At 39.2% G+C, this 21291-nt stretch carries 21 protein-coding genes; 7 read left to right on the top strand and 14 right to left on the bottom strand.

The genetic code is table 11. The features are described 5' to 3' along the window. The first annotated feature begins 1 nt into the window (after position 1). Positions 2-1369: an efflux RND transporter periplasmic adaptor subunit gene (locus AWW67_RS13255; RefSeq protein WP_053224225.1), complete on the top strand. Its 1368-nt coding sequence runs from the start codon at positions 2-4 to the stop codon at positions 1367-1369. A 313-nt stretch (positions 1370-1682) separates the two neighbouring features. On the opposite strand, the gene AWW67_RS13250 is transcribed toward AWW67_RS13255, so the two are convergent. Beyond that, positions 1683-4145, bottom strand: a complete 2463-nt coding sequence (locus AWW67_RS13250; RefSeq protein WP_062302337.1) for an ABC transporter permease — start codon at positions 4143-4145, stop codon at positions 1683-1685. A 288-nt stretch (positions 4146-4433) separates the two neighbouring features. Further along, positions 4434-5648: a DEAD/DEAH box helicase gene (locus tag AWW67_RS13245; protein WP_062302336.1), complete on the bottom strand. Its 1215-nt coding sequence runs from the start codon at positions 5646-5648 to the stop codon at positions 4434-4436. 66 nt (positions 5649-5714) lie between these two features. Here AWW67_RS13245 and AWW67_RS13240 point away from each other — a divergent pair, with 66 nt between their 5' ends. Further along, entirely contained in the window at positions 5715-5948 is a 234-nt protein-coding gene (locus tag AWW67_RS13240; RefSeq protein WP_053224221.1) for a heavy-metal-associated domain-containing protein, read from the top strand. Here the strand turns inward: AWW67_RS13240 and AWW67_RS13235 are convergent. The 4 genes from AWW67_RS13235 to AWW67_RS13220 form a co-directional block, all read right to left on the bottom strand. Beyond that, positions 5945-7402, bottom strand: a complete 1458-nt coding sequence (locus tag AWW67_RS13235) for a TrkH family potassium uptake protein (protein ID WP_062302334.1) — start codon at positions 7400-7402, stop codon at positions 5945-5947. The genes AWW67_RS13240 and AWW67_RS13235 overlap by 4 nt on opposite strands. A gap of 14 nt (positions 7403-7416) precedes the next feature. Next, positions 7417-8757 (bottom strand): Trk system potassium transporter TrkA, encoded by a 1341-nt coding sequence (gene trkA / locus AWW67_RS13230; RefSeq protein ID WP_062302333.1) that lies wholly within the window; start codon positions 8755-8757, stop codon positions 7417-7419. Positions 8758-8842: 85 nt separating this feature from the next. Further along, positions 8843-9997 carry a mechanosensitive ion channel family protein gene (locus AWW67_RS13225; RefSeq protein WP_260311454.1) on the bottom strand — a complete coding sequence of 385 codons (1155 nt, stop codon included), beginning with the start codon at positions 9995-9997 and terminating at the stop codon, positions 8843-8845. A gap of 27 nt (positions 9998-10024) precedes the next feature. Continuing rightward, entirely contained in the window at positions 10025-11233 is a 1209-nt protein-coding gene (locus AWW67_RS13220; RefSeq protein WP_375596904.1) for an S-adenosylmethionine:tRNA ribosyltransferase-isomerase, read from the bottom strand. A gap of 102 nt (positions 11234-11335) precedes the next feature. On the opposite strand from AWW67_RS13220, the gene AWW67_RS18820 reads away from it, so the two are divergent. Both AWW67_RS18820 and AWW67_RS13210 read left to right on the top strand, forming a co-directional pair. Then, entirely contained in the window at positions 11336-11452 is a 117-nt protein-coding gene (locus tag AWW67_RS18820) for a 30S ribosomal protein THX (protein ID WP_071426786.1), read from the top strand. A 269-nt stretch (positions 11453-11721) separates the two neighbouring features. Then, positions 11722-12063, top strand: a complete 342-nt coding sequence (locus AWW67_RS13210; RefSeq protein ID WP_141655458.1) for a hypothetical protein — start codon at positions 11722-11724, stop codon at positions 12061-12063. Positions 12064-12140: 77 nt separating this feature from the next. Here AWW67_RS13210 and AWW67_RS13205 read toward each other — a convergent pair whose 3' ends face one another. The 8 genes from AWW67_RS13205 to AWW67_RS13170 all read right to left on the bottom strand — a co-directional run bounded on the left by AWW67_RS13205 (position 12141) and on the right by AWW67_RS13170 (position 18328). Further along, positions 12141-13016 carry a 5-oxoprolinase subunit C family protein gene (locus tag AWW67_RS13205; RefSeq protein WP_062302328.1) on the bottom strand — a complete coding sequence of 292 codons (876 nt, stop codon included), beginning with the start codon at positions 13014-13016 and terminating at the stop codon, positions 12141-12143. Next, on the bottom strand, positions 13009-13716 hold the full coding sequence (pxpB, locus tag AWW67_RS13200) for a 5-oxoprolinase subunit PxpB (protein ID WP_062302326.1): 708 nt from the start codon (positions 13714-13716) through the stop codon (positions 13009-13011). The genes AWW67_RS13205 and pxpB overlap by 8 nt, the downstream gene beginning before the upstream one ends. After that, positions 13713-14477 (bottom strand): LamB/YcsF family protein, encoded by a 765-nt coding sequence (locus tag AWW67_RS13195; protein WP_062302325.1) that lies wholly within the window; start codon positions 14475-14477, stop codon positions 13713-13715. The genes pxpB and AWW67_RS13195 overlap by 4 nt, the downstream gene beginning before the upstream one ends. Next, a complete protein-coding gene (locus AWW67_RS13190; RefSeq protein WP_062302324.1) occupies positions 14474-14947 on the bottom strand; it encodes a nuclear transport factor 2 family protein in 474 nt (157 codons plus the stop codon). The genes AWW67_RS13195 and AWW67_RS13190 overlap by 4 nt, the downstream gene beginning before the upstream one ends. 19 nt (positions 14948-14966) lie before the next feature. Then, on the bottom strand, positions 14967-15956 hold the full coding sequence (locus AWW67_RS13185; protein ID WP_053224213.1) for an NAD-dependent epimerase/dehydratase family protein: 990 nt from the start codon (positions 15954-15956) through the stop codon (positions 14967-14969). A gap of 53 nt (positions 15957-16009) precedes the next feature. Next, positions 16010-16381 (bottom strand): hypothetical protein, encoded by a 372-nt coding sequence (locus AWW67_RS13180; RefSeq protein WP_053224212.1) that lies wholly within the window; start codon positions 16379-16381, stop codon positions 16010-16012. Between the two features lie 109 nt (positions 16382-16490). Beyond that, positions 16491-17558, bottom strand: a complete 1068-nt coding sequence (locus AWW67_RS13175; protein WP_053224211.1) for a D-alanine--D-alanine ligase family protein — start codon at positions 17556-17558, stop codon at positions 16491-16493. Positions 17559-17662: 104 nt separating this feature from the next. Next, on the bottom strand, positions 17663-18328 hold the full coding sequence (locus AWW67_RS13170; protein ID WP_062302322.1) for an SRPBCC family protein: 666 nt from the start codon (positions 18326-18328) through the stop codon (positions 17663-17665). A 93-nt stretch (positions 18329-18421) separates the two neighbouring features. Between AWW67_RS13170 and AWW67_RS13165 the strand changes: the two genes are divergently transcribed. The 3 genes from AWW67_RS13165 (at position 18422) to AWW67_RS13155 (ending at position 21239) form a co-directional block, all read left to right on the top strand. After that, a complete protein-coding gene (locus tag AWW67_RS13165) occupies positions 18422-19717 on the top strand; it encodes an NRAMP family divalent metal transporter (protein WP_071387138.1) in 1296 nt (431 codons plus the stop codon). 17 nt (positions 19718-19734) lie between these two features. After that, positions 19735-20241 (top strand): hypothetical protein, encoded by a 507-nt coding sequence (locus AWW67_RS13160; protein ID WP_062302321.1) that lies wholly within the window; start codon positions 19735-19737, stop codon positions 20239-20241. Between the two features lie 107 nt (positions 20242-20348). After that, positions 20349-21239 carry an endonuclease/exonuclease/phosphatase family protein gene (locus tag AWW67_RS13155; RefSeq protein ID WP_176700054.1) on the top strand — a complete coding sequence of 297 codons (891 nt, stop codon included), beginning with the start codon at positions 20349-20351 and terminating at the stop codon, positions 21237-21239. The last annotated feature ends 52 nt before the right edge of the window (positions 21240-21291 follow it).

Below are 21291 nucleotides of genomic sequence, written 5' to 3'. Positions count from 1 at the left end.
CATGGCAAAGAAAAAGAAAGGATCAAATAAACTAATCTATATACTGTTGGTAGCAGTAGTACTGGTTTTAGTAATTGCCGTGGTTGGCAAGCAAGCAGGCTTTATTGGCCAGCCGAAAACATTAAAAGTTCAGATGGCATCTGCCAAGAAAGCTACTATTATAGAGAAAGTAACTGCCTCTGGTGTAGTTCAGCCTGTAACAGAAATTAAGCTTAGTCCAGATGTGGCAGGGGAGATTATCGAGTTGAATGTTGAAGAAGGAGATTTTGTAACTGAAGGTATGATTTTGGTAAAAATCAGACCAGATAACTTACAGTCGGCATTAGAAAGAGCAAGAGCAAACTTAAATCAGCAGAAGGCCAATTTAGCCTCAAGTATTGCTCAGGTAGCTAGAAATGAAGCTCAGTTGCTTCAGTCTAAACAAGCTTTTGAGCGTTCGGAGCAGCTTAGAAAAGAAAATGTAATCTCAGAGTCTGATTTTGAAACAGCAAAAGCAAATTATGAAGTAGCAAAAAAGAACTTAGACGCTGCAAAAGAAAGTGTTAAGGCATCTGAGTTTGTTATTAAGTCGAGTCAAGCTACGGTAGAAGAAGCAGAAGAAAATGTTAGACTTACTGTAGTAAGAGCGCCATCGTCTGGTACTGTTTCGAAGCTAGATGTTGAAAAGGGAGAGCGTGTGGTAGGAACTCAGCAAATGGCAGGTACCGAAATGATGCGTATAGCCGATTTAACAATGATGGAAGTTAGAGTTGATGTTAATGAAAACGACATCATTCGTGTAACTCAAGGTGATACAGCTATTATTGATGTTGACTCTTACAGCTCAATGGATAAAAAATTCAAAGGTATTGTAACTTCAATTGCAAATACTGCAAATGCTAAATCATCTGCAGATGCAGTAACTGAATTTGAAGTGAAAATCAGAATATTGAACGAGTCTTTTGCGGACTTACTTTCTGAGATTCAAAGTGCTTCTCCTTTCAGACCAGGAATGACGGCTAGTGTTGAGATTATCACTAATACTAAAGCAGATGTACTTTCAGTTCCTCTTTCAGCGGTAACTACAAGAAACCCAAGCGCTAAAGCAACAGAAGGACAGACCACAGGAACCAATGCGGTTGCAACTACAAATGCTTCATCTAAGGATGAAACCAAAGAAGTAGTATTCATTGATGAAGGTGGAAAAGCTAAAATGGTTGTAGTAAAAACTGGCATTAGTGATTATGATAACATCGAAGTATTAGAAGGTTTGAAAGAAGGTGATGTTGTAGTTTCTGGTCCATTTTTAGTGGTATCTAAAACCATTAAAGAAGGCGATTTAATAGAGAAAACTGAGGCTAAGAACTTTGGTGCTGTATCTAACAATTAAGATGAACTGAAGCGCTTAAAAACCGTTTAAAAACATATTGATCTCCCTGTAAGTAGCCTTCTACTCGCAGGGAGATTTTTTTTTGCTATCCGTCATTAACCAAATGAGTTTTTTACTTCTCTATACACTTAAATTAGTTTGTCGGGTAATGAGTAATATTTAATTACGGCTTAGTAATACGGTTATATATGGTTTGACTCGTTGACTTTAAGGTAGCCTTAACTAAAAGTTAAACCAACTAATAGGGTTACCTAAAAAGCAAAAAGACAACCCCATTCGAGGTTGCCTTTTATTTGAGTTGAGATTGAAGTTCTTATTCGTATCGCAATGCTTTTACAGGGTTCTGGTTTGCAGCTTTTAGCGAATGGAAGCTGACCGTTATAAAAGAGATAACTAAGGCCAATATTCCCGACATACCTGCCGCAAGAAGTATAACTTCTTGCAAATTCATTCTATAAGCAAATACATCTAACCAATCATTGATTAACCAGTAGGCGGCAGGTGCGGCCAATACGAAGCCAATCAGTACTAGCACCATAATATCCTTGAAAATCATGAAGACCAATTGAGGAACTGTGGCGCCTAATACTTTTCTCACCCCAATTTCTTTTATTCGAGTAGCCGTAGTGAATGACGATAGACCTAATAAACCCAAGCAAGAGATCAAAATACAGATGTATGAAAGTATTCCTGTAAGCTTGCTTTGTCGTTGATCTCCACGGTAAAGCTCTTCCGCTTGTTGATCTAGAAACTCATATTCGAATGGATGATTAGGGTCTAATTCGGTAAATTTATTTTCTAAGTAATTCATGGTTGGGCCAATAGCACCATCATTCACATGAACCATTAAGGTGGGTAATCCCTGCGCTCCAGCGTTTTGTAATTGGTATCTAAAAATAGCGGTGGGTTCTACCTTTACATGAAGTGAAAACGCATTAAAATCTTTAACCACACCAATTACTTTAGTAGGTTCTGGTAAGCCAATAGGTGAAACCGTTTGTCCAATAGGGTCATCCCAACCCATAGCATCAACAACAGCTTGATTAACAATTACCCCTTGAGTAATATCGGTAGGCATTTTCTCGTCAAAATCTCTTCCCTGAACAATTTCAATGTCCATTGTTTTGAAGTAATCTTTTCCAACAGTAAGAACATTGTAGGTGTCTTGAGTAATGTTGTTTTCATTGTCACTTACACTTAATAGTCGTCTGCCAGCCCCTAAAAGATTATTACCTACATTTCCTCCACCTCTGCCTACACCAAAAGCATCAGTAATGCCTAGAATATTTGGGTTCTGCATTAATTCTGCTTTTATAAATTCCATTCTATTCCTAACTGTAGTGTCCTGCAATGGAATTAACACCACATTGTCTTTATTAAAGCCTAGGTCTTTGGTTCTCAAAAAGTCGATTTGGCTATTCATTAGTAGAGTGGTAATAACTACCGCAATGGAGATAAAAAACTGAAATGCCACTAAGACTTTTCTTAAGAAAACACTCTTAGGGCCAGTTTTCACACTTCCCTTCATAGCCACTAATACTGAAATAGCAGACAGATAAAAAGCAGGATAAATGCCTGAAAATAAACCGATGACTATAGCAACTCCCAGCGACCCAAACAATAGGAGTGGATTGCCAAAGAAGTTGAGTTGAAGGTCTTTTCCTAAGAGTGCATTTAAGTTTGTACCATGAATTAAAATGTTCACGATTAATATGGCCAACATCAAAGAAAGAAAAGTAATGATGACCGATTCACTTAAGAATTGCGCACGAAGTTTTCCTCTGCTAGACCCCAATACTTTTCGTACTCCAACTTCTTTAGATCGGTTGGTAGCCCTTGCTGTGGCCAAGTTCATGTAATTTATGCTGGCTAATAGAAGAATGAAAATACCAATGGCGGTAAAGGCTTTTGTGTAGGTTAGATTACCAGTGGGTAAATCATATTGTACTTTTGAATTAAAATGAATGTCTGCTAAAGGCATCAGTCGTGGGCTAAAGCCAGCATCTCCCAAGCCAGCTTGTAGCACCAAAGGCTTCATGTATTTTTCAAAAAAGTCAGGAAACTTGTTGTAGATGTTATTCACATCATAGTTTTTCGGAAGCATGATGTAAGAATATAGGGAGATATTCCATAACTGATTCGCTTTTTGTTGACCTGTTTGTACAGGTTGCCCAGACGTAATTGTTGAGATGGAAATCAATCCTTCAAATGTAAGATGGACGTTGTCTGGTAAGTCTTTGATTATACCCGTTACCTTTAAGTTATTGTTATCGGTTTCTATTACTTGCCCCATTGCTTCGCCATTACCAAAAATACGCTTGGCGGCTGTTTGCGTGAGCACAATACTGCTAGGCTCTACTAAGGCCGTTTTAGGGTTCCCTTCTATAAATTCATGAGTGAAAATGCTAAATACAGAAGAGTCGGCAAAGTATAGGTTGTCTTGATAAATATTTTTATCACCAATTCTGAATAATTGCCTTCCAGCCCCCATAAACCTTGTGAAATTCTGAATTTCAGGAAATTCTTCCTTCATCATTTCGGCCAATACAAAAGAGCTAAGCGCAAATTCATCATCCTTAGGAGGGATTCTGAATTTAGATTCTACCCTATAAATCTGATCGTACTTTTCATGGTGCTTATCAAAGCTCATGTCGCTTTGAACATAAAGAAGGATGATAATAGCTACAGCCAAGCCAATAGCTAAACCGAAGATATTTAGGAATGAATAAAACTTATTGCGAAGTAAGACCCTGAAGGCGTAGGAAAAATTCTTCATAGAAGTGGTTTAAAGCTGATGAACAACAGGGTTAGTACCACTAAAGATGCCAAAGCTTTATATTGGCTTTAATGATTTGTTAATCAGTGTTTTATACTGAAGATGATTGGTGTGAGTTACGATTGCTGTTCGCTATTGAACTGAATTATGAACGCATTCGTACAATTTATGTACTGTTTTTTTGATTAACAGAAGGGATAGAACTGAATGCAGCAGATGGCTAAACATCTGATTTAATGTTTTTTAGCGCTTAAATCAGAAAGTCTTGCCATGAAAGGAGGTTTTATACTACCTCCTTTTAAATCCTTTTTTATTGCCAAAGGAACGTTTGCCCTTGCTTTTATTTTTGACAGGGTCATAAACAGGAGCCTCGCCCAAAAACTCAGGTAAAGCTACTTTACGCACGGGTTTACCGATTAGATCTTCAATTTTTGAAAATTTGAATTGATCTTCTTCATTGATAAAAGTTACCGCTTCACCTTCAGAAGAAGCCCTGGCCGTACGGCCAATACGGTGGATGTAATCTTCCGCATCGTTGGGTACATCATAGTTAATTACCATGTCAATATTGTCAATATCGATACCTCTTGAAATTACATCGGTAGCCACTAAAATTTGAAGTTTTCGGCTTTTAAATTCTCGAAGAATGTCTTCTCTATCTTTTTGCTCTAAGTCAGAAGAAATTGGTTTCGCATTCATTTTTTCACGCTGCAACTCTCTGGTGAGTTCTTTTACCTTCAATTTTGTAGAAGCAAAAATTACCAAACTAGGAATGTCGTTGAAGCGCAACAAATGCTTTACAAGTCCAATTTTCTGATTATTGTAGGTATTGAAAGCTACCTGAACCACCTTTTCGGCTGGTTTAGAAATGGCTATGCTAATTTCATGCGGGTCTTGCAGAATGTCTTTAGCCAGCTTCCTGATTTTTGGAGGCATAGTAGCGGAAAACATCAGGTTTTGTCTGTTTTTAGGCAGAAAACCGATGATGCGCATTAGGTCTTCATAAAAGCCCATGTCCAACATGCGATCGGCTTCATCAAGAATAAGATGTTCTAAATGGTCAATTTTCGCATAGCCCAAATTAAGGTGAGAAATAAGTTTCCCTGGTGTTCCTACAATAATATGAGCTCCTGTGGTCAAGGCTTTCTTTTCTCTTGAAAATCCATCGCCATCACCGCCACCATAAATCGGCAATGATGTAGCCGGAGTAAAGTAGCCAAGGCCTTCAAGTTGCTGATCTATTTGCACGGCAAGCTCTCTGGTAGGGCAAATAATCAAGGTGTTGATTTGGCCGTCTGGTATTTCGTTCGAACAGATTTTGTGTAGAATTGGTAGCAAGAAAGCAGCAGTTTTTCCGGTGCCTGTTTGAGCCACAGCAATTAAATCTTTGTTTTCAATAATTACTGGAATAGCTTGCTCTTGGATAGGGGTTGGGTTTTCAAAACCCATAGCATCCAAACCTTCCAATACACTTTCGTGGAGATTAAGTTCTTTAAATGTCAAGTGTGATTTATCTTTATGAGACTTAGGGAATTGCCTAAGCCTGTTACAATTTAGATTGAAAATTAAATGAAAAAAGCCGTATATAAAACCAATATTAATTGTGGTAGCTGTCTTTCTACGGTTACGCCTTTCTTAAATGAGTTAAAAGAACTGTCCGAATGGTCTGTAGATTTAAGCAGTAAAGATAGGCTGCTTACCGTGAAGGCCGAAAATATTGATTCTGACCGAGTTGTTCAAGCGGTTGAACAAGCAGGATTTAAGGCAGAAAAAAAGCAGTCCGTTTTTGGCAAGTTATTTTAATTCTTCTTCCAGAAGTAAGGAGAAAGCAACATAAGTACGGTAAATAACTCTAGCCTACCTAAAAGCATCAAGAAAGAGAGGAGCCACTTTCCTGGGGCCGGTATATTATAAAAGTTGTCCAAAGGGCCTACATTTCCAATTCCAGGCCCAACGTTACCTAATGATGTCGCCACGGCTCCAAAGGCAGTGTCGAAGTCTACATTCATGGTAGAGAGCAAGATTACTCCCAAAATCATAACTAAAATATAGATCATAATAAAGGCCAGCACATTCGACACAACTCCTTGTTCAATGGCTTTTCCGCTTATTCTTACGGGAATAACTGCCGATGGATGGAGTTGCCTTTTTAATTCTAGAAATGAGTTTTTAAATAACACTACATGTCGAATCACTTTAACACCACCAGCTGTGGAACCAGCAGAACCTCCAACTAATAATAGAATGAAAAAAAGTGTGGTTAGAAAAGGTGCCCAAGCAGTATAGTCGGCTGATACAAAGCCAGTTGTTGTAATGATTGAAACCACCTGAAAGAGTGAATCTCTGAATGATTTTTCAAGCCCACTATCCGTAGCAATAAATACCGTAATGGTAACAATAAGCGCTATAACGATGGTGAAAATGCTGTAAACAATGAACTCTTCGTTTTTAAATACTTTTTTAAAATTCCTTTTAAGTGCGTAGTAGGTAAGCGTAAAACTAGTACCCGCTAAAAACATAAACACGATTAATACATATTGAATAAAAGGAGAGTCGTAATGTGCTGCACTGGCATTTTTAGTAGAAAAACCTCCGGTAGCCATGGTGGTAAGCGAATGATTTACTGCATCGTAAATAGTCATTCCACCGAAGTAGAGCAGAATAGCTTCTACAACAGTTAATCCTACATAAATGAACCAAAGGCGTTTGGCGGTGTCTTGAATTCTAGGTTGAAGTTTATCGGGCGTAATGCCAGGGGCCTCTGCTACAAAAAGCTGCATGCCACCAATACCCAAAAATGGAAGAATGGCTACCGCCAATACAATAATCCCCATTCCACCAATCCATTGGGTAAGACTTCGCCATAGTAATATACCCTTTGGAACTGCCTCTATATCATTAAGAATTGAAGCTCCTGTGGTAGTATAGCCAGATATGGTCTCGAAAAAAGCATTGGTAAAATCAGGGATACTATTACTCAATACAAAAGGTAGTGCTCCAAAAATTGACATGAAAATCCAGCCTGATGTAACAACAATGTATCCATCACGCTTTTTGAGTTCTTTGTCTGGAAGTTTTCGTGTAAAGAATTTCATTGAAAACCCCACCAATGCCGTAATGGCTGCTGAAGAGGCAATGGCTATTAAATCATGTTCGCCATAATAAATAGATACAGGCAGACAAAGAGCCATAAAGCCAGCATTCATCATAAGAAGAATACCGAGGACTTTTGAAATTGCTTTAATATTGAACCTCATCTGTCCTTAATTTATCAAATAAAGTAAGACTCTACTTTATTGATACTCTCTGGTTTCGATAGCACAACTACTCTGTCTTTTGGTTGAAATCTAAAATCACCAGGAGTGGTGAAACCTCTGCCGTCACGAATAACACCGCCAATAATAGCGGTTTTCGGGAATTGAAGATTTCTTAATTGTTGCTGGGTAATCTTTGAGCCTTCTTTTACTTCAAACTCAAGAATTTCAGCGTCTACACCATGAATACTGGTAATAGATACAATATCACCTTGCCTAATATGGCGAAAGATAAAGTTGGCTGCAATCAGCTTTTTGTTGATCATAGTATCCACTCCAATGCTTTGAGAAAGGTGGATGTAGTCCATGTTTTCTACCATAGCAATGGTTTTCTTTACCCCATTGTTTTTGGCTACCAAACAGGAAATAATATTGGTTTCTGAGTTTCCAGTTACTGCAATAAATGCATCGATATCGCTAATGCCTTCTTCGTGAAGTAAGTCTACGTTTCTGCCGTCTCCATTAATTACCATGGCGTCAGGAAGTTGATCGGCAAGTTCGAAACACTTCTGAGGGTCGCGCTCAATGATTTTAACATTGTAACGGTTACTTAAGATTTTAGCCGCATGAAACCCAACTCTTGAGCCCCCCAGAATCATTACACTTTTAACGGGTTCTTTTTTCTTGGCAGCCAAGAAGAGTAGTTTTTCAACCCCGTCAGGTTGTGCTACAAAATAGGCATGGTCGTTTACCTGAAACTTAGTGTTTCCGTAAGGAATTAAAGTTTCATCGTGGCGTAATATGGCCACGGTCATAAACTTCTGATCTGGATTTAATTTGGCTACCTCCATCATGGTTTTACCATTCAGAGGGCTGTTTTCTGCGATATTTACCCCAATTAAAGAAAGAAGCCCCTTTTCAAATTCAAAACTGTCGGTGAGAGCTACTTCTTTTAAAAGTCTTTTAATTTCTTTGGCGGCTAGCGACTCTGGGGAAATAATATCGTCAATCCCTAGATGTTTAAGGTTGAGTTTATCTTTTTGATAGATAAACTCGGTATTCGAAATTCTAGCTATGGTTCTCTTTGCGCCTAAATGCTTGGCTATAATGGCCGTGGCTATATTGGCGTCTTCTGATGAAGTCACGGCAATAAGTAAATCTGCTTCTGAAACTCCCGCTTCCTCCAAAACACTGTATGAAGTGGAGTTTCCTTTAATTGTAGACGCATCTACAGAGTTTGACGCAGACTTCAATTTATCTGCCACTTGGTCAATCAATACAATGTTCTGACCTTCAGCGCATAGTAATTTAGCCAAATGAAATCCCACATTTCCAACACCCGCAATTATTACTCTCATTGTCATATCCGAAAATCGCTATGTTTAGCTTAAATCCTAGTGGTGCAAGTAAATGCTTTTAACAATATGCCAAAAAGGATTTCTATCATTTTTGAGAAACTACACTTCCAGATTTTATGTGAATATCTCTTTGAGGGAAAGGTATTTCTACATTGTGCTCTTTAAATTTCTCAAATATTAAATAATACAACTGACTTTTTAATACGGTTGGTTTATTTATATAGGTGCTTGTCCATACTAACAAGTCGAAATTTAGAGAGTTATCGCCATACTCTGAGAAGAGTACATCGGGTCCAGGAGTTTGTAGTACATCTGGATGTTTGGTGGCTATGTCCAATAAAATTGATTTAATGTGCGCTGGATCTTCTTTATAAGCCACCCCCACAGGAACATGAAAACGAATATTTCTACCACTATGGCTCCAGTTGATTACTGGCTTACTGATGAATTCGGCATTAGGAATAATGATTGAAATATTATCGTTAGTACTCACAGTAGTAGCTCTGGAAGAAATCCTGACGATATCACCTGTCACTTGCCCTACTTCAATTCTGTCACCCACTTTAATAGGGCGTTCAAAAAGTATAATCAGACCCGAAATAAAATTGTTAGCAATATTCTGAAGACCAAAACCAATACCAACACCAAGTGCACCTGCCAATACATTTAAAGAGCCTAATTCAATTGTACTTTGTATTATAATGAGACCTCCAATTAAAACCGCGGTGTATTGAAAAATAGTACCAATAGACTGGTTCACACCGAGGTCATCGGAATAACGACTCATGATTTGTTTTACAAAGATGATTTTAAGTTTTCCACTTAAAAAAATGAGTAAAATCAAAAGAAAAATCACCCTGAGTAGTTCGAAGAACATTAATGGGTTTTCTCCAGTTTTGCTTAGTGCAAAATTTAAACTTGAGTCTTTATCTATTCCAATAGCGGTAAGTGCCATTAGCAAACCGAAAAACAGAATAATGTATTTGGTAGTGTTTCCTATTGAAAGAATTGTTTTTCGGTCTTCAATATACTTACCCAGCACTTTATTGATTAAGATAGACCTAACCAGATTACCCAATAGGTTAATTAATATCAAGAAAACAACAGGCAGAACCACTTCAGCGATGGTGAACTCTATGCCTAAAAAAGAAATAGGCTCGCTGATGAATGGGATATTATCATTAATAGAGGTGATTAACTGTTCATAACTAGATAATACCTCTTCTAAGTCGTTTTGCATAAGTGGTTACCAATATAACACATTTCTTTACTTAGGCAGTAAGAAAGATGAGTCGCCATAGCTTAAAAAACGATAGCCATTGGTGTCGGCTTCTTGGTATACTTTGCGCCAATCTTCACCAATAAATGCTGCAACCAGTAAAATCAAAGTGCTTCCGGGCTGATGGAAATTGGTGATCAAACCATCACAAACTCTGAATTGATAGCCAGGAAAAATGAAAATCTCTGTTGTGCCAATTACTTGGCTCAATTCGTTTTTATCCATCCATTTCAGAATGGCAGAAAAGGCTTCTAAACGACTGGCTTTTTGTGGGCTTTGGTAAGGCTCTAGCTTCTCAATCGCGAAATTTTCATTTCCATTCATTAGCCGAACACCAAACCAATAAAGGCTTTCCAAAGTACGCATGGAGGTTGTGCCAATGGCAATGATCTTTCCTTCGGCCTCAACTACACTCTGAATACTCTGTCTATCTACCACCATTTGTTCCGAATGCATGGGGTGCTCCAAAATATTCTCGGTTTTAATAGGCTGAAAAGTACCAGCACTTACATGGAGCGTAAGGAAACTTTCTTTAATCCCTCGGTCAGCCAAAGACTTCAGAATTTCTGGGGTGAAATGCAGACCAGCTGTTGGAGCCGCCACAGCACCGTCATGTGCTGAATAAACAGTTTGATAGCGGGGTTTGTCATCTTCTTCTGGCTGTCGGTTTAAGTAGGGTGGAAGCGGCACCTTACCAGAAGCTTCAACTATTTCTGAAAACGAAATAGAGTCATCACTCCAGCTGAATTGAATTTGTCGGCTTTCGCGATCGTGAATACTGGCACTGAGGGTGATGTTTTTTTCACCAATAGTAAGTTGCCTCACCAACGGAATATCATCCTTCCATTTTTTGACATTGCCAATCATGCATTCCCAAATCACGGTTTCACGTTCTTCCATTACCACACTTAGAATAGGCGAAGGGGAAATGGGTTTGAGTAGAAAAATCTCAATTTGGGCACCAGTAGATTTATGGAAAATTAATCGGGCTGGAATTACTTTAGTATTGTTAAAAAAAAGTGTGGATTGATCAGGAATGAGTGCTTCAATGTCTTTAAAACTCTTATGCTCAATTAAGCCATTATGATAATGCAGAAGCTTAGACTGATCTCTTTTGGCTAACGGATATTTAGCAATTCGTTCATCAGGTAGCGAGTAGGTGTAATTGCTTAGGTTAATCTCTTTCTCTGGTTTCATCATTTGCAGTGCAATTTATTAAGGCACAACCGTAAACGGAGATAGATTGAAACTTTTTTCTATTCGATTAGTAAAATGAGTAAATCTTAAACAATCAATATTATGGGAAAAGGAGACATAAAAACCAAGAAAGGCAAAATCGCCAACGGAAGTTTTGGCGTTAACCGTCCTCGGAAAGCGAGTAAAATCGTTAGTCCTAAACCAAAAACAAAGCGCTGAATTGAGTGCTAATCAACTTAACAAATTTATGTGAGGTCGGCAGAAATGCCGACCTCACTGTTTTTGGGTATTCGAAAGTGTTCACATGATCGGTCGTTTCCGTACACTTTTTGAGTGGTTGATTTCCTTTGTTTTGTTTAATTAGCTGATAATCAAATGGTTTGATCTTTTGGCACATCTATTGGAAAGAAGTTGGCAAGGTTAAAAACAATAAGGTTAAAATTAGCCGCCTTTGGTCGGGCGGTAACTCAAAATATCAAAGCAACAACATGAAAAATCTAGGTCAAAAAAACATCTCTGCGTTAATCGCACTTTTTTTAGCAATTACAATCGTTACATCGGTTGACGCTAAATCTAATGATTCCAACACCCCAATTTTCGAAGAAGACTTATCCTATTTAGAGGATGTTCAAGAGTATGTTGACGCATACATGGAACCAAGTCCTATGGTGTTCGAAGAAGCTCCTCAAACTGTAAAAGTATTCGATGCGGAAGGCAACTTGGTTTTGCAAGGTATGGTTTCCGAATTGAGCGAAGAAGGTTTGAGAATTTACAGACAGGCAGATTATTTGTCGTCTTTGTATAACACGAAATACTATCGATTGAAATAATAGTATAGCTAGTAGTTTAGTTTAAGGTTGATTAAGGCGATTTCAGACGGAGATCGCCTTGTCTATTTTAAAGGCTATTATTTAAAACTTATCAACTCAAACCTTACTGTATCTCCAGGTTTAAAATGAGCCAGTCTATCCAGCTCGGTTGAACTTACATTGGCAATTCTTGGATAGCCGCCAGTGGTTTGAGCATCGGCCATTAAAACGATGGGTTGACCTGAATTGGTGATTTGTATGGTGCCGGGAATTACCCCTGACGAAATCACTTCTTCCTTTTTGGTATAGCCGTTAAGCGCTTCATTTAGTCTATAACCCATTCTATTCGAATCTTGGCCAATGGTGAAGCGGTCGCCAAAAAAGCTTTGTTTTTCAACAGCAGAAAAAGCCTCAAATTCTGGCCCGGGATACACTTTTATTGGGGTTTCAATGGATAGACTTGGTCTTTCACTTTCAGAAATAGTAATAATAGGCTGATCTTTGCCACGGATAATCTCTAAGATTTGATCTTTGACGATTATACTGTCAGGTGTAGTTTGGGCTGTGTTTGTGGCCGAAGCACTAAAGCTTCCTAACCAACTTTGAATGTCCCACTTTCCATTAATGGCCAGATAAGCCCTGCAACCTATAAGGGGTTTACCAAAGCTCAATACATCCCCATGTTCAATGTTTATTGTTCTGAATAATGGTATTGTATTTCCGTTAATTTCCGCAGAAAGGTCAGCACCCGTAATCGCAATTTGACATGGGCCTTCGAATTGAATTTTCGGCCCTAGTAAAGTGATTTCTAAAACTGGGGAATTAGCATTGTTGCCAACCAACTGATTGGCAAGTTGAGCCGAAGCTTTGTCCATGGCTCCGTTGATGGGGATGCCCAAATCCTGCACACCTTGTCTACCCAAATCCTGTATGGTAGTTTGTAAACCCGGTTTTAAAAAATGCAGCCTAGCCATAATACTCTTCTAAGTTGAATGTATTGCTGGATACTTGCTTTTCTATCTCTTCAAATTCTGAAGAAGAAATAGATTTGAATTTGACAGCATCACCCGCTTTTAAAAGCGTAGGGTTTTCTGTTTTAGGGTTGAAAGTAGGGATAGGAGTGCGGCCTATAATTTGCCATCCGCCCGGTGCATTTGCTGGGTAAATTCCAGTTTGCAAACCCGCTAAACCGACTGAACCCGCCAAAACTTCTTTTCTTGGTTCTGCTTTTCTAGGGCAGAATAATTGCTCGGGCAAACTGCCTAAATAGGCGAAGCCCGCTACAAAACCGAGCATGTATACTTTGTAAGTTTCTTGGCAATGTGTATCAATAATTTCCTGCTGAGTCAGGCCAGTTTTTTCACTTACTTCATTTATGTCGAGCGCGTAAGGTGCCTCATAGCAAACAGGAATATGAATGATTTTTGAGTTTAACTCTAGGTTTTTCGATTGGATTTTTGAGTTTAGTTCTTCAATTTGTTTAGAGAGAGTTTTGAACGAAGTGTTCTCACTAAAACCCACTGTTAACGAGCAATAAGCCGGGATAAGAAAAGTAACTTCTTTGTGCTCTTGAAGTTGTTTATACAGTGAAAGCACCTGATTGTTGATGGCTTCATCAATTTTCTGCTCAAAATTCACGAGCAAAGCTGAATCGCCAAAGCGCACAATTTTCATGGTGTTGAAAAGGCTTTTTGAGTTATTCCGTTTTCTTCCAAACCTAATTTAATGGCTTTTAGAATTTCCACCGCCTGAGGATTGTCGCCATGAATGCAAAAGCTTTCCGCTTGCAATTCAACCTTTTCGCCATTCAGTGTTTGAGTATAGCCGTTTTTAATAACTGATAGCACTTGACTAACAGCGGCTTCAGCATTATGAATTACTGAGTTTTCTTTTCCTCTGCTCATCAACTTTCCATCAGCTTCATACCTCCTGTCGGCAAATGCTTCGGCAATAAAAGTCATGCCTTCTGCTTCCACAATGTGCTTCATGTGACTGCCTGCTAAGCCCATGATCATAAGGGTTGGGTCAATGGATTTAATGGCTTTCACAACGGTGGCAGCTTCCTTTTCATTCTTGGATATTTCGTTGTAAAGTGCACCATGTGGTTTTACATATTTCAGTTGCCCTCCAGCGCTTTCCACCATTCCTTTTAAAGCAGACACCTGATACTTGACAGAGGCAGACAACTCTTCAACAGACATTTGAATCACCCTTCTACCAAAACCCTGTAAATCAGGATAGCCAGGATGCGCACCGATTTGAATACCTTGAGCAATGGCCATTTCTATGGTTTTCTGAATATGGTAAGGATCGCCAGCATGCATGCCACAGGCAATATTGGTGGAGGTAATATGAGGAAAAATAGCCTTGTCATTGCCAACTGAAAAGTTGCCGTAGCTTTCTCCCATATCGCAATTGATGTCTATTTGTTTCATTTTTGCATGTACTTATGAAGTGATGATAAAGCAGTTTTTTGCACTTTGTTTTTCATAAAGCCACTCCAGCCTAAAAGCATTCCGGGTAAACCCAGTGCCATCGAACACCATTTCCACATATTGAAACGATCTTTGTGGTAAACAATCTTCCCTTCTTCAATAATAAACTCTGCAGTAATTTTGTTGTGCACCACACGCTGTGTTTTGCTGAAAGGGTACACAGCCGTCCATTGAGCTTTGGCTTTTCCGTTAGTTACCTCAAGTATTTTATGGGTCACCGTCAAATCTTTCCCACCTCTTTCTATCAACATCGACCACATAGAAGTGATTTCTGAATCATTTAATCGACCAAAGGCTGGATCTTCGAATACAGCTTGTTTGGCATAGCAGGCATTCATGGCTTCGGCATTCTTTTGGGCAAATGCAGTGTAAAACTGATCGATAAGCAGGCGGTTCTCTTGTATCGACATAAGGCAGCGGAGTTAAAATTTACTCAATATAACCTTCTTTCTTGAACCAATTGTAAGCTCTTTCGATAGCATCTTTCACGGTAAGGTCAGGTTCGTAACCCAATTCTTCTTTAGCCTTACTTCCATCCAAATGCTGACCGTAAGCTAAAATGGCCACTGCCGTTGAGGAAAGAGTAGGAGGAGAGCCTCTGAAAAGCGTATATTTTATTTCTTGTGATTTAGAAATGAATTTGGCCATGTTCAAAGGAATGGTCTTTTTGATCATGGGAACTTGGGCAATCTCACAAATCATTTTAATGATTTCTTCTATCGAAGTATTTTCACCAGTGATCAAGTATCGCTCCCCAAAACGACCTTTTTCTAATGCCAATAGTAAACCACGGGCTGCATCGCCAGCATAAACCGCATTTCGAAGCCCATGAACATAAGCCGGGATTTCTTCATTGGCCGCATCTTGAATTAACCGGCCTGTGGTAGGGGAATAATCATATTCACCAAAAGTCATACTTGGAATTCCAATTACAAGAGGCAGGCCGTCTTCAGCGTTTATTTTGGCCATATAATCCATGAGCCATTTTACCCTTAAATAGGCATTAGTGCTTTCTGGCTCTTGAGGGTAGTCTAGACTTTCGTGGCCTAAGCCGTTAGGGTTTTTGGGCAGAACAATGGAACCGCCCACATACAATGCTCGACTTACTTTTGCTTCGCGAACGCCATCAATAAAGAACTGCATTTGCAAACGGGCAGTCTTAATTTCTTGAGCGAGTGGTTTGGGAACAGTAGGGTAATAGGCAGCGCAATTGGCTACATAGTCTAATCCTTCCATGGCTCGAATCATACTGCCTCTATCGTTTAGGTCGGCAATACGGCTTTCGAACTTAAGGTCTTTAATATGGGATAGGTTGGAGTCTTTTCGATGAATAATCACTACTTCGTACTGTCGCAATTGGGCGGCTATGGCCAAATGGTGACCCAACATGCCTGTGCCACCAATAATGCCAATTTTCATAATGTATAAGAAGTAGTAAGTTTTAAGTAAGAGGTTGAATAGAGGAATGAAGATTAGTCTTCATCATCATCTTCGTCCTCATCATCTGCAATGTCGAAGCCAGTACCTTCGTCTTCGTCATCCACATCTTCAGCATGTCTTTCTTCGTATTCCTCTTTAATCTCATCTTTGAGGTTACCGTCTGCATCGTAATCATCGTCATCTTCAATGATTTGTTGTGCTTCTTCAACGGTCATTCGAACAAGGTAATATTTTTCCTCAGTTTCGAAAGGAAGGGCAGATACACGTTTACCATCTTTATTGGTAAAGTAAATAAGGTTGTCTTCAAAGCCTTCAGGATACTCAAGCTTAATTTGCTCTTGGATTTCTACGTCCAGCTTGTCAAAATCTTTAATTACCCTTGGCTTGGGACTTGGTGAGCTCATAGTTTATTTCTGATTCAATTTTAAGGCAATTTCTATTTAAAAGTTAAAAAGTCAAGGGCTAGGGCAAATAAAAAGAGAATATCTGTTTTAACCTGATTTGTCAGGGCCGTTATTTCACCTCTCGAGCAACAATTTTTAACTGTCGTTCTCTTTCAAATCTTTCCAAGCCAAACTGAATAAGCAACTCAATTAATTCAGAATAACTTACACCTGTGGCTTCCCACATTTTTGGATACATACTAATAGGCGTAAAGCCTGGAAGCGTATTAATCTCGTTGATCATAATAGTGCCATCGTTGCTGATAAAGAAATCGACACGGGCAAGGCCTTCACAACCTAATGTAGTGTATGCCCTTTTCGCCATTTCGCGAACATCGTTGATTTGCTCATCGGTGAGTTGGGCTGGAATATGAATGCTCGAAGCATCTTTACTTACATATTTGGATTCGAAATCATAAAAACCAGCTGTGTTTACTATTTCGCCAGGTAAAGACGCTTGCGGCTTTTCATTGCCCATTACCGCCACTTCGATTTCGCGCCCGTTGATATTCTGTTCAATAAGCACTTTGCTATCGTACTTTAGCGCATCTTGTAAGGCCGCATCATATTCCGTTTTGGAATTTACTTTATGCACACCTACGGAAGAACCTAAATTAGCAGGCTTGATGAAAAGTGGAAGACCAAGCTCTTGCTCTACCTTTTCGAAATTAGGTTGATGAGTCCATGTAGCGCAAACATAAGGGGCGATGGCAATGTTGGCATCGCGCAACAAACGTTTGGTTACATCTTTGTCCATGCAGGTAGCTGAAGCTAAAACTCCGCAGCCTACAAAGGCCACATTGAGCATTTTCAACATGCCTTGAATGGTTCCGTCTTCCCCAAAAACCCCATGTAATACAGGGAAGACAATGTCGATTTCTCTTAATATTTTTCCAGAGCCGTTTTCCAGCACTGCAGCTCCTTTTTCACCCTGAATCAAGGTTACAGAGGTTCCTACTTTATCATGCGTGTTTTCAGTGTCTTGTAAAAACCAATGGCCTCCAATGTCAATTCGCAGTGGAATGACTTCAAACAACGATCTATTAATATGTTTCAGAATACCTTCTGAAGATATAAGGGAAATTTCGTGCTCGGTAGATCGCCCACCGAAAACCACCGCAACTTTAATTTTTGACATCTAAAAAGTAAATGAATTTGTACACGTGAATAACGCCAAGAGAACTAAATATTCATATTGGTTTAAGAAATTTATTCAAGTGAGTTTGACAGGAATAAAGGTATTTACTGATTTCTATCTGACTTGAACTGGGTATTGGCTTTTTCCATTGGCCATGCCAGCGATTGAACGGGGTTTACTTTTTCCGAAGCCCTTACTTTTAGGTTATACAGCGTGCCGCTCAATCGTTTTCTAATTCTACTGATAATGATACTGTTTAGGTTAATTACCATTTTTTGATCCTGATATACGCCCAAGTAGTTAACCTTCACATCATTTGCCCCGTGCTTTTGCAATTTCCATTGAGCAGAATAGAAATCCACTAAATCGTAGTCCTCATTTCTATTATACTCTTTTATTTGGGTGGATCGAGTATGAAAAGTCTCGTTTTCGTACCTGACATCTACTTTTACTCGACCTGTTTTCTTGACAAAAAGCCAGGGGATGTCGACAAAGAAATCGAATGTGAAAGAGGAATCCTGTTTATCTACCAAGAGCATTTTGGATTTGCTTTCACCTTCTACCCAGTCATAACCATCTACATCTAAAATGAGGTTCATGACTTCATAGATGCTTGAATTTTTTATAATAAAGGAACCTCTTAATGCCTCATATCCATCTCCAAGGGTGTCTAATTGAGTCATGGTAATGCCTTTGTGTTCCCAAGTTTTTTGAGAAAAGGCATTGATTGACAAGAGAATGAGAAATGAGGTGATTAAAAGTCGTTGCATAGTTTTAATAGAGTGCCAAGATAACGGTTTTGATGAGTTTAGGGCAAATATTTGGTGAAAGGGTTTTTAGCTTTTACTTTTTAACTTGCTGAGATGAAATCAAAACTGTGGAGCTTACTTTTTTGGATGATCGTTGCTGCCGCCTTTATTGGGCCCGGTACTGTAACTACAGCGGCTGCCGCTGGTGCTGGCTATGGTTATAGCTTACTTTGGGCATTGGTGTTTTCGGTCTTTGCTTGTATTATCTTACAAGAATCTGCGGCTAGAATTACCATTGCTTCCGAACTCAGCTTGGGCGAAGCCATTAAGGATAGGTTTAAGTCGCAAAAAGTAGCACTGAGCATTGGAGTAGCTATATTTTTGGGCTGTGCTGCTTATGAAGCTGGAAATATTTTGGGTGCGATTTCAGGCGTTGCATTGATTTTTACTGGTATCCAACCTTCCGTTTTCACTTTGATTATTGTAGGAGTAAGCACTCTTGTATTGTGGAGCGGTAAAACGCAAACCGTAGCCAATATTATGGGCTTTGTGGTGGCCATTATGGGAGTCGCTTTTCTGATTTCGGGCTTAAGCACTCCGATTAATGGAGCAGATTTATTGAAGGGTGCTTTCATTCCTTCTTTATCAGAGGGTTCTGTTTTGATCACTTTAGGCTTGGTAGGAACCACCATTGTGCCTTATAATATTTTTATGGGTTCAGGCTTGGCGAAAGGGCAAAGCTTGTCTTTTATGCGTTTTGGTTTGGTACTGGCCATTTTAATTGGCGGATTGATCTCTACGGCCATTTTATTGGCGGGGTCTTCGGTAGTGGGGGAATTCAGCTTTGAAAATTTAGCAGCTACTTTGACAAAGAATAACGGTGTTTGGATGTCCTATACGTTTGCAATAGGCCTTTTTGCGGCAGGCTTTACTTCCAGCATTACAGCGCCATTAGCAGCAGCCATTACTTTAAAGAGTGTAGCCAAAAGTGAAAAAGGTTGGGAGGCCAATGGCTTAAAATATAGGCTGGCTTGGGGAAGCGTAATGCTCACTGGCTTGGTTTTCGGTATGACAGGCGTGAAGCCCATTCCTGTAATAATTTTGGCCCAGGCAGCCAATGGGTTAATCCTTCCTGTGATCGCTATTTTTCTTTGGCTAATCTGTAATAATTCAAATTACCTCAAAGTACATAGGAATGGGTTTGGAATGAATTTGGCCATGCTAATTACTGTTTTTGTTGCTAGCGTTCTGGGTTTTATTAACGTTTTTAAAGCGGGTTATGCTACTGTGGGAAGTAGTTTTGCTTTTGAGGACTTAAATCAAATGGTTATTCTTGCCTTGTCGTTTTTGGTTACTTTTTTGGCGGGCTGGAAAGTAATGAATGAGAGGTCGCTTAAGGTTATTAAATAAGTAAAATACGTCTAAAAATGGGTTCTCGGATTTCTTTTGGCTTGTGTACGGTATTGGTTTCGATAATACTGTTTAGTGCCCAACTTCCAAATGTTCACCACTTAAAAAATACTCCAAAAGTTACGGTTACCGAACTTGATTTTGGAACAGAAACCGTTACATTTTGCATGCACGAAGGAGTCAAAATTAGATTCAAATTGGCTTTGGATGATTTCGGAACTGAAGATGTAGTAGTGAAGAAATCAAAAGGCGAGGTAGACTTGAAAACTTGGGAAGCCGAAACGTTTACCTACTTAATCAATCCTAAAGCGGAAGCCTTTGAGGTAGAGGTTTGGGTGAAGACGAAAGATGTAGTCGAAATCCAAGTGCCGGTAGTAAATGGGAAGCTTGCAGACTATGATGTTTCTGGAGCTTTTGATACTTCAAATGCTAAATGGAAACCGATCAGTGAAGTTTTTCAAGTCGATGGAGATTATGTAAAGGTGATTTCTAATTGGAAACTATATGGCCGTATTTGTGAGTAGATCTTTGACTTTCAGCGCGAAAAAGGTAATGTTAGCTTAATACGAATTGATAGAGATTAATCATGCAATGCATGAAATATCGTTTAATTTTGCACAAAAAAAACATTATGAAGTTGTGGAGATCGGTGGTAGTGATTTGTTTTTTGGCAACAGCTTGTGGGGGAGGAGATATCCCAACGCCAGATCCGGTGGTAGAAACCCCAAATTACGATGCTTGTCTGCCGGAAGTTGGAGAGAGTACTCTAGAAGTGGTGACTTGGAATATTGAAAATTTCCCGGTGCACACCAATACTGCGGTCGCGGTAAAAACAATCATTGAAGATACAGATGTGGATGTAATCGCACTTCAAGAGATTACCTCAAAGTCAGAGTTTAATGCTCTTGTTGATGCTTTAGATGGCTGGTCGGGTCATGTTGAGGACTATGCAGGCTCACAGTGGGTGGGATATATGTATAAGACTTCTGAAGTTACAGTATTGACGCAACCCGAAAACCTATTTCCAGAAAGCAGTAATGACGATTACAATTTTGCTTTCACCAGTGTAAGAAGGCCACTATACATGAAATTTCAGCATATTAACGGCTTGACGGTGAACATCATTAATGTTCATATGAAGTGTTGTAATGGTTCAGAAGACAGAAGAAGAAGTGGGGCTGTATTACTGAAAGACTACATTGATACTAATTTGCCAAATGAGAATGTGATTTTACTCGGAGATTTTAATGATGAAATTGTAGACCAAGCAGATAATGTTTATCAGAACTTTATCGATGACAATGCGAACTATAAATTTGCTACCATGCCTATTGCTCAAGGGCCTTCAAGTGAATGGTCGTACCCTTCTTGGCCTAGCCAAATCGATCAAATTCTAATCACTAATGAGCTTTTTACAAAGGCAACAGAAACCCTAGTATTGAAACTCGACAATTGTCAAACCACATTTGAATCTCAAGTATCCGACCACAGGCCTGTTATGATTCGGTTGAATAATAATTAAAAATCAATACCTTAAAAAAACGCCCTTTCAAGTCTTTCTTGAAAGGGCGTTT

Source organism: Roseivirga seohaensis (assembly GCF_001592945.1).
Lineage (GTDB): Bacteria > Bacteroidota > Bacteroidia > Cytophagales > Cyclobacteriaceae > Roseivirga > Roseivirga seohaensis.
This window is presented reverse-complemented; position numbering and strand designations above follow the sequence as displayed.

Bases quoted from the DNA above. Each gene is read 5' to 3' on its own strand.
- AWW67_RS13240 (WP_053224221.1), top strand. From the start codon at position 5,715: ATGAAAAAAGCCGTATATAAAACCAATATTAATTGTGGTAGCTGTCTT.
- AWW67_RS13190 (WP_062302324.1), bottom strand. From the start codon at position 14,947: ATGTCGATACAAGAGAACCGCCTGCTTATCGATCAGTTTTACACTGCA.
- AWW67_RS13160 (WP_062302321.1), top strand. From the start codon at position 19,735: ATGGGTTCTCGGATTTCTTTTGGCTTGTGTACGGTATTGGTTTCGATA.
- AWW67_RS13165 (WP_071387138.1), top strand. From the start codon at position 18,422: ATGAAATCAAAACTGTGGAGCTTACTTTTTTGGATGATCGTTGCTGCC.
- AWW67_RS18820 (WP_071426786.1), top strand. From the start codon at position 11,336: ATGGGAAAAGGAGACATAAAAACCAAGAAAGGCAAAATCGCCAACGGA.
- AWW67_RS13220 (WP_375596904.1), bottom strand. From the start codon at position 11,233: ATGAAACCAGAGAAAGAGATTAACCTAAGCAATTACACCTACTCGCTA.
- AWW67_RS13180 (WP_053224212.1), bottom strand. From the start codon at position 16,381: ATGAGCTCACCAAGTCCCAAGCCAAGGGTAATTAAAGATTTTGACAAG.
- AWW67_RS13175 (WP_053224211.1), bottom strand. From the start codon at position 17,558: ATGTCAAAAATTAAAGTTGCGGTGGTTTTCGGTGGGCGATCTACCGAG.
- AWW67_RS13195 (WP_062302325.1), bottom strand. From the start codon at position 14,477: ATGAAACAAATAGACATCAATTGCGATATGGGAGAAAGCTACGGCAAC.
- pxpB (WP_062302326.1), bottom strand. From the start codon at position 13,716: ATGAAAATTGTGCGCTTTGGCGATTCAGCTTTGCTCGTGAATTTTGAG.
- AWW67_RS13155 (WP_176700054.1), top strand. From the start codon at position 20,349: ATGAAGTTGTGGAGATCGGTGGTAGTGATTTGTTTTTTGGCAACAGCT.
- trkA (WP_062302333.1), bottom strand. From the start codon at position 8,757: ATGAGAGTAATAATTGCGGGTGTTGGAAATGTGGGATTTCATTTGGCT.
- AWW67_RS13170 (WP_062302322.1), bottom strand. From the start codon at position 18,328: ATGCAACGACTTTTAATCACCTCATTTCTCATTCTCTTGTCAATCAAT.
- AWW67_RS13250 (WP_062302337.1), bottom strand. From the start codon at position 4,145: ATGAAGAATTTTTCCTACGCCTTCAGGGTCTTACTTCGCAATAAGTTT.
- AWW67_RS13185 (WP_053224213.1), bottom strand. From the start codon at position 15,956: ATGAAAATTGGCATTATTGGTGGCACAGGCATGTTGGGTCACCATTTG.
- AWW67_RS13255 (WP_053224225.1), top strand. From the start codon at position 2: ATGGCAAAGAAAAAGAAAGGATCAAATAAACTAATCTATATACTGTTG.
- AWW67_RS13225 (WP_260311454.1), bottom strand. From the start codon at position 9,997: ATGCAAAACGACTTAGAAGAGGTATTATCTAGTTATGAACAGTTAATC.
- AWW67_RS13205 (WP_062302328.1), bottom strand. From the start codon at position 13,016: ATGGCTAGGCTGCATTTTTTAAAACCGGGTTTACAAACTACCATACAG.
- AWW67_RS13235 (WP_062302334.1), bottom strand. From the start codon at position 7,402: ATGAGGTTCAATATTAAAGCAATTTCAAAAGTCCTCGGTATTCTTCTT.
- AWW67_RS13210 (WP_141655458.1), top strand. From the start codon at position 11,722: ATGAAAAATCTAGGTCAAAAAAACATCTCTGCGTTAATCGCACTTTTT.